Annotated in this window: 6 protein-coding genes; 2 read left to right on the plus strand and 4 right to left on the minus strand. The window is 42.3% G+C overall.

The features are described from left to right. Positions 1-63 precede the first annotated feature (63 nt). The 3 genes from sufD to sufB form a co-directional block, all read right to left on the minus strand. A complete protein-coding gene (sufD, locus tag F7734_RS59925; protein WP_155753625.1) occupies positions 64-1,440 on the minus strand; it encodes a Fe-S cluster assembly protein SufD in 1,377 nt (458 codons plus the stop codon). Further along, the gene (gene sufC, locus F7734_RS59930; RefSeq protein ID WP_155753626.1) at positions 1,440-2,228 is read right to left on the minus strand and encodes a Fe-S cluster assembly ATPase SufC; all 789 of its coding nucleotides are present in this window, start codon (positions 2,226-2,228) and stop codon (positions 1,440-1,442) included. Before sufC ends, sufD begins: the two co-directional genes overlap by 1 nt. A gap of 261 nt (positions 2,229-2,489) precedes the next feature. Beyond that, positions 2,490-3,929: a Fe-S cluster assembly protein SufB gene (gene sufB / locus F7734_RS59935; RefSeq protein WP_155753627.1), complete on the minus strand. Its 1,440-nt coding sequence runs from the start codon at positions 3,927-3,929 to the stop codon at positions 2,490-2,492. Between the two features lie 214 nt (positions 3,930-4,143). Between sufB and sufR the strand changes: the two genes are divergently transcribed. Together sufR and F7734_RS59945 are read left to right on the plus strand one after the other, a co-directional pair. Further along, the gene (sufR, locus tag F7734_RS59940; RefSeq protein WP_155753630.1) at positions 4,144-4,824 is read left to right on the plus strand and encodes an iron-sulfur cluster biosynthesis transcriptional regulator SufR; all 681 of its coding nucleotides are present in this window, start codon (positions 4,144-4,146) and stop codon (positions 4,822-4,824) included. Between the two features lie 141 nt (positions 4,825-4,965). Beyond that, positions 4,966-5,223 carry a hypothetical protein gene (locus F7734_RS59945; RefSeq protein WP_155753628.1) on the plus strand — a complete coding sequence of 86 codons (258 nt, stop codon included), beginning with the start codon at positions 4,966-4,968 and terminating at the stop codon, positions 5,221-5,223. Between the two features lie 185 nt (positions 5,224-5,408). Here F7734_RS59945 and F7734_RS59950 read toward each other — a convergent pair whose 3' ends face one another. Then, positions 5,409-6,041 carry a hypothetical protein gene (locus F7734_RS59950; protein WP_155753629.1) on the minus strand — a complete coding sequence of 211 codons (633 nt, stop codon included), beginning with the start codon at positions 6,039-6,041 and terminating at the stop codon, positions 5,409-5,411. Positions 6,042-6,532: the final 491 nt, after the last annotated feature.

Genomic DNA, 6,532 nt, shown 5'->3' on the forward strand with positions numbered 1-6,532 from the left:
CTAACCACTAACCACTAACCACTAACCACTAACCACTAACCACTAACCACTAACCACTAACCACTAACCACTAACCTTTTGCATAAGAGATTGTCTCACTGAAGGAACAGGTATTTGATTGATGATTTCAGCAGCAAAGGCATTCACCAATAAGTTGCAAGCATCATTGGCATCAATACCCCGACTTTGCAGATAGAAAATTTCATCATCTTCTAACTGACTCACAGTAGCACCATGGGCGCACTTTACATTATCAGCAGTAATCTCTAATTGAGGTTTGGTATCAATTCTGGCTTTAGAGGATAACAACAAATTCTGATTTAACTGGGCTGCATCCGTCAACTGTGCGGGCTTCGGAACAAAAATCTTACCGTTAAACACTCCATGAGCGCGATCGCTAAGAATACACTTGTGCAATTGCTTGCTTATACCATGAGGATAATTCAATGCGATCGCACTGTGAGTATCCGCCAACTGTTGTCCCCCAATCATCGTCAATCCATTGAGAACAGTTTCTGTCTGCTCCCCAGTTTGCAAAATCTCTAAATTATGACGTGAAAGCTTCCCACCAAAAGTTACGGCGTGACAACCATACCAACTGTAACGAGCTTGAGAAACAGCCGTCTTCCCAATATGAAGAGCCTCAGCACTTTCCGTCTCAATCCTGGTATGATTTACCCGAGCATTTTCCCCAACCCAAATCTCCGTAACTGCATTAGTAAAATATACACCCTCTTCCTCTGCGCCCTCTGCGCCTCTGCGGTTCACATACTCTTCTACTAACGTCACACTACTACCAGTCTCCGCCACAACCAAACAACGCGGAAGAGAAATTCCAGACTTCTCACCAGTAGCAACAAATCCCAAATGAATCGGTGTTTCAACAACCACATTCTTTGATACCCATACTACCGCAACATCAACCATTCCGCTTGTATTAAGAGCAGTAAACAGTTCATGCGCCCCTTCAGTTTGAGCCAAATATTCCTGTACGCGATCGCTATACGTAGCAGGTAAATCAGCTAAATTGCTAACGACAACCCCATCTGGTAAACCCGCAACCGAGGACAATTCAGATGAATAAACCCCGTTAACAAACACCAACCGACTGGTTGCTGCTTCTGGTAATGTTTGTAGAGACGTGCTATCAACAGACGCCCCACCTCTCGTCTCTACATTAAATTGAATTTTCCGCAAAAAAGATAAATCAGTGAAGCGCCATTCTTCATCACGAGTTGTAGGCAATATGGATTGACGAACCCAAAAAACGGCGCGTTCCCGTAACTCCTGCAACCAAGATACATTGTCGTGATGTGTCTCAACACCACGGACAATTTTGTTCAACAAATCTATCAGATAAGCATCTCTATCCAACACAGTAGATGCTAAATCAATTGAATGGGAATTAGGAACTGGACTCGGAGAAACAAGAATACTCATTACACAGTCACCTCAACTCCATTTTCTTCCAACACCCAGTCATAACCGCGAGATTCCAACTCCAACGCCAGTTCCTTACCACCACTGGTAATAATCTGTCCTCGCGCCATCACATGAACGTAGTCTGGTACGATGTAATTCAACAACCTTTGGTAGTGAGTAATCATAATTGTCGCATTCTCAGGGCTTGTGAGTTGATTCACCCCGTTCGCCACAATTTTCAGCGCATCAATATCCAAACCCGAATCTGTTTCATCCAAAATTGCCAACCTTGGTTCTAAAAGCGCCATCTGTAGAATCTCATTGCGCTTCTTCTCACCACCAGAAAACCCTTCATTGACGCTACGGCTGAGGAAAGCAGAATTCATCTTTACCACTTCCAGCTTTTGCTCTACCAAGTCATCAAAATCAAAAGCATCCAATTCCTCCAAGCCCCGTGCTTTCTGACGGGAATTGTAAGCTACCCGTAAGAAATCCAAATTGCTCACACCAGGAATTTCCAAAGGATACTGAAATGCCAAAAATATTCCAGAGCGGGCGCGTTCTTCCGGTTCCATCTCCAACAAGTTTTGTCCCTGGAAAATAATTTCCCCGCCAGTTACCTCATAAGCAGGATGCCCAGCCAAAACTTTAGAAAAAGTACTTTTACCAGAACCATTCGGTCCCATAATCGCATGCACTTCACCCAATCGAACTTCAAGGTTTACACCCTTGAGAATTGGTGTCCCATCAACATTTGCCGTCAAATCTCTCACTGACAGCACGACTTCACTATTCTCAATAATCATGATGTGTGTTTTTTTCCTCTCTATTTCGCTCTACCTCGTTCCCAGGCTCAGCCTGGGAATGCCATACGAGAGGCTCCGCCTCGAATGTATCGTGAGGCAGAGCCTCACAGTATGCGTTACCAGGCTGAGCCTGGGAACGAGAATTACCCAACAATGCCTCACAGTATGCGTTACCAGGCTCAGCCTGGGAACGAGAATTACCCAACAATGCCTCACAGTATGCGTTACCAGGCTCAGCCTGGTAACGAGAAATCCATGACATTACCCAACACTACCTTCCAACTTCAGACTCAGTAACTTATCAGCTTCTACAGCAAATTCCATAGGTAGCTGATTGAACACATCCTTACAGAAGCCACTCACCATCATGGAAATTGCATCTTCTGTGGAAATACCGCGTTGTGCAAAGTAGAAGAGTTGATCTTCCCCAATCTTAGAAGTAGAAGCTTCATGCTCTACCTTGGCAGCATTATTCTGCACTTGGATATAAGGGAAAGTATTGGCATGAGCATTATCCCCAATCAACATGGAGTCGCACTGAGAATAATTTCTCGCCCCTTCTGCTTTGGGGTTGATTTTTACCAATCCGCGATAGCTGTTGCTAGAGTTACCAGCAGAAATCCCCTTAGAAATAATGGTGCTGCGGGTGTTCTTACCAACGTGAATCATTTTGGTGCCAGTATCAGCTTGCTGCATATTATTTGTCAGCGCGACTGAATAAAACTCACCTACAGAGTTATCACCCACCAACACACAGCTAGGATATTTCCAAGTAATTGCAGAACCAGTTTCTACTTGAGTCCAAGAAATTTTAGAATTGACGCCTTGGCACAAACCGCGCTTGGTGACAAAATTGTAAATGCCACCTTTTCCATTTGCATCGCCCGCGTACCAGTTTTGAACGGTTGAGTATTTAATTTCAGCGTTGTCTAAAGCGACAAGTTCGACAACAGCAGCGTGCAATTGGTTGCTGTCGTACATTGGCGCAGTACAACCTTCAAGGTAAGAAACATAGCTTCCTTCCTCAGCGACAATCAGTGTTCGCTCAAATTGCCCAGTTTCACCGTTGTTAATGCGGAAGTATGTAGACAGTTCCATGGGGCATTTCACACCCTTGGGAATGTAAACGAAGGAACCATCGCTAAATACGGCAGAATTTAGGGCTGCAAAGTAATTATCTGCTACTGGAACAACGCTACCCAAGTACTTTTGTACGAGTTCTGGGTGTTCTTGCAATGCTTCTGAAATGGAGCAGAAGATAACACCATCTTTAGCTAACTTTTCTTTGAATGTTGTCGCGACGGAAACACTATCAAAAATTGCATCAACTGCAACATTTGCCAGCCGCTTCTGTTCTGATAGGGGGATGCCTAACTTTTCAAAGGTTTCCAATAAAGTTGGATCGACTTCATTCAAGCTGTTAAGCTTTTGTTTCTTTTGTTTTGGAGCCGAATAGTAGATAATATTCTGATAATCTATTGCAGGGTACTTGACACTTGGCCAAGTTGGTTCAACCATTTTTTGCCACTGACGGAAAGCCTTAAGGCGAAAGTCCAACATAAACTCCGGCTCGTTCTTCTTAGCGGAGATCAGACGGACGATGTCCTCGTTCAGTCCACGGGGAATCGTGTCGGCTTCAATGTCAGTAACAAAGCCGTACTTATATGGCTGGTTGACTAAGGTTTTGACAGTGGCGCTCATCGGCTGTTACTCTTGCGTTCTTTTTCTCAATCTCTTTAAGGATGGAAGACGGAATATTTAACCGAGCTTCCTTTTCAAGCTAGCCGAGGTGTGACTCGACTGCTATCATAATAAGTATAAGGACTAAAACAACATTCGTGTTGTTTAACATATCTTTATTTTACGCTAGATTATCCATAATTTAGCCTTGTCACGATAAATTTTTGGGGCGATGATGGCGACTATCCACCAGTCCTCAACTAAGCAAGATATTCTGGAATATCTTTTAAAACACTCACAAGCTACGGCTTTCGATCTGGCTGACGCTTTAGACGTTAGCCCTCAAGCAATTCGTCGTCATATTAAAGATTTGGAGGCGGAGCAACTTATTTCTCTCTTGTCATCCGTACAAGGGGGGATGGGGCGTCCGCAACATATCTATCAACTGACTCGTCAGGGCAAAGAACGGTTAAATATAAAAGTCAGCGAGCGTCTCGGCGATAGCTACGGCAAATTCGCCGTTTCTCTACTGGATACATTAGCGGAAACGGTAGGACGAGACGAAGTCACTTCAATTTTACGAAAACAGTGGGAACGCAAAGCCCAAGATTATCGAGAACGCCTTGGTGACGCTCCTCTATCCGAAAGAGTGGCAACTTTGGTAGAACTGAGAAAAGCTGAAGGCTATATGGCTGAATGCCATCCAGTACAATCGAGTGAATCATTAGATGATAAGAAATTCATTTTAACCGAGCATAACTGTGCCATTTCCAATGTTGCAGAGTCTTTCCCTAGTGTTTGCGGCCATGAATTAGAAATGTTTGCTGCTGTCTTGCCAGATTGTACCGTAGAACGTACTCACTGGATTATTAATGGCGAACACCGTTGTGGATATCTAGTCCAAGCCAGAAAGTAAGTGCTTTTATGAGAGGAATTTCCTTTGTGAATGAGAAGCTCTTTATTAATGTTAGGTCATAAAGAATAGGTCTTTGGTAATAGGTATTACCAAGCAACACTCGATTTTCTAATAAAGTTGAATTTTTTTGAATTATTTATTATGAACTTACCACCTCAATCGCCGCCACAATTTTTAACATTAGAAGAATCAGCAAAGGTTGATGCTGCTTTACTGTCTTCACCAGAAAAGTTCTTAACTAGAATAACTATTTCATCTCTCAGGCTTTTGAATCATATAGCTCAACAGTATAACGTGACTGTTGAGGATTTAACAGCACAACAAGTGATTGATTGGTTTGAGAAAGATAGCAAGATTCGCCGAGAACAGGGCGTGGATGCTGCTTATTTGAAGTGGTAAAAAGGGTTAGTGGTTAGTTGTTAGTTGTTAGTGGTAGGGTGGACACTTTCCACCACCATGAACATTAAATGGTGGGCTTTAGCCCTACCTACTACAAAATAACTAAAAGTCCGCCTGTGCGGACTTTTTTTGTCTAGCCTCCAACTTCCTGTCTGAAGGCAATATCAAACTTTTCAAACCATTCATTAAGCGTAATTATTATTATTACGCGGACTGCGGGCTCCTGCAACTGCCCCAATCATGGAGGCGAGTAAACCTAACAAAGAACCAAAGACAAACCACCATAAACCTTGACGCAAATTACTTGCAATTTCAGTAGCCTCCCGAGCACTTACATTAGGAGTGTTTTGGGGTATATTCACGCCACCTTGCTGCACTTGGTTAACAACTTCTCCAGCGTTAGAAGCAGCAATACCAAAAGCACCTGATACTCCACTCGCTAACAACCAAGAACTTAATGCCAGAGTTGTTGCCCATAGTATTGCACCATTGAGAAGAGCTGTATTGCGGTTCATGGGACCACAAGCACGAGCCATCACCCAACCACCAGTAAATAGTGAAATTAACAAAGCAATAGTTGACCAAATGCCCACATTGCCTGCAACATTAGGTGCAAGAGATCTGGGTGCGCCTGACCCCTCAATTGTTCCAGCCCCAATTGCCGCAAACATAGAACTTAATATTAATTGAGTTGCTAATGCAATCAACAGACCGGAAATGATAGGACCCCAACGAACGCGATCGTGGTAATCGGCAATTCGACCTACTACAGCAGGTTCGGTAATAACCTCGTCACCTACTCGATTTGTGTATGACATAATTTATTTTCCCCTTATCACTCCAGTAAAGTTTTTACTTCAAAATAGTCAACTAGTTACTAGAATTAAATTGCTTTTTAGGATTTTCAATATCTACCACTAGAAATAGTTCTTGCGTCTATCTTTTGGCAGAAAAATTTTCGGAATTTTATCTATTTTTTTAAGAATTATTAACTTTTTCCGTTCAGTAACGTTGAATTGTTAATTGCTACTTCAATCACACTCACAACCCGTTCAAAATTCCTATATTTATTTAAGCATATCATATCTATTTTCTAGAGTTTTTTCTACAATCTTTTTTCGCTCATTGTTTAGTTATTCAATAACATTTTTGTTGGTTGTTAGTTGTTGGTTGTTAGTTGTTGGTTGTTAGTTGTTGGTTGTTAGTTGTTAGTTGTTGGTTGTTAGTTTTTGGTTGTTAGTTGTTAGTTGTTAGTTGTTAGTTGTAGCATTTATATTGTTAGTTGATAGTTTCAATTATAAACTTACAA

This window comes from Scytonema sp. UIC 10036, assembly GCF_009725235.1.

What these genes read in the sequence shown, in the direction of transcription:
- F7734_RS59950 (WP_155753629.1), bottom strand. Translation starts at nt 6,041, where the DNA reads ATGTCATACACAAATCGAGTAGGTGACGAGGTTATTACCGAACCTGCT.
- sufB (WP_155753627.1), bottom strand. Translation starts at nt 3,929, where the DNA reads ATGAGCGCCACTGTCAAAACCTTAGTCAACCAGCCATATAAGTACGGC.
- F7734_RS59945 (WP_155753628.1), top strand. Translation starts at nt 4,966, where the DNA reads ATGAACTTACCACCTCAATCGCCGCCACAATTTTTAACATTAGAAGAA.
- sufR (WP_155753630.1), top strand. Translation starts at nt 4,144, where the DNA reads ATGGCGACTATCCACCAGTCCTCAACTAAGCAAGATATTCTGGAATAT.
- sufD (WP_155753625.1), bottom strand. Translation starts at nt 1,440, where the DNA reads ATGAGTATTCTTGTTTCTCCGAGTCCAGTTCCTAATTCCCATTCAATT.
- sufC (WP_155753626.1), bottom strand. Translation starts at nt 2,228, where the DNA reads ATGATTATTGAGAATAGTGAAGTCGTGCTGTCAGTGAGAGATTTGACG.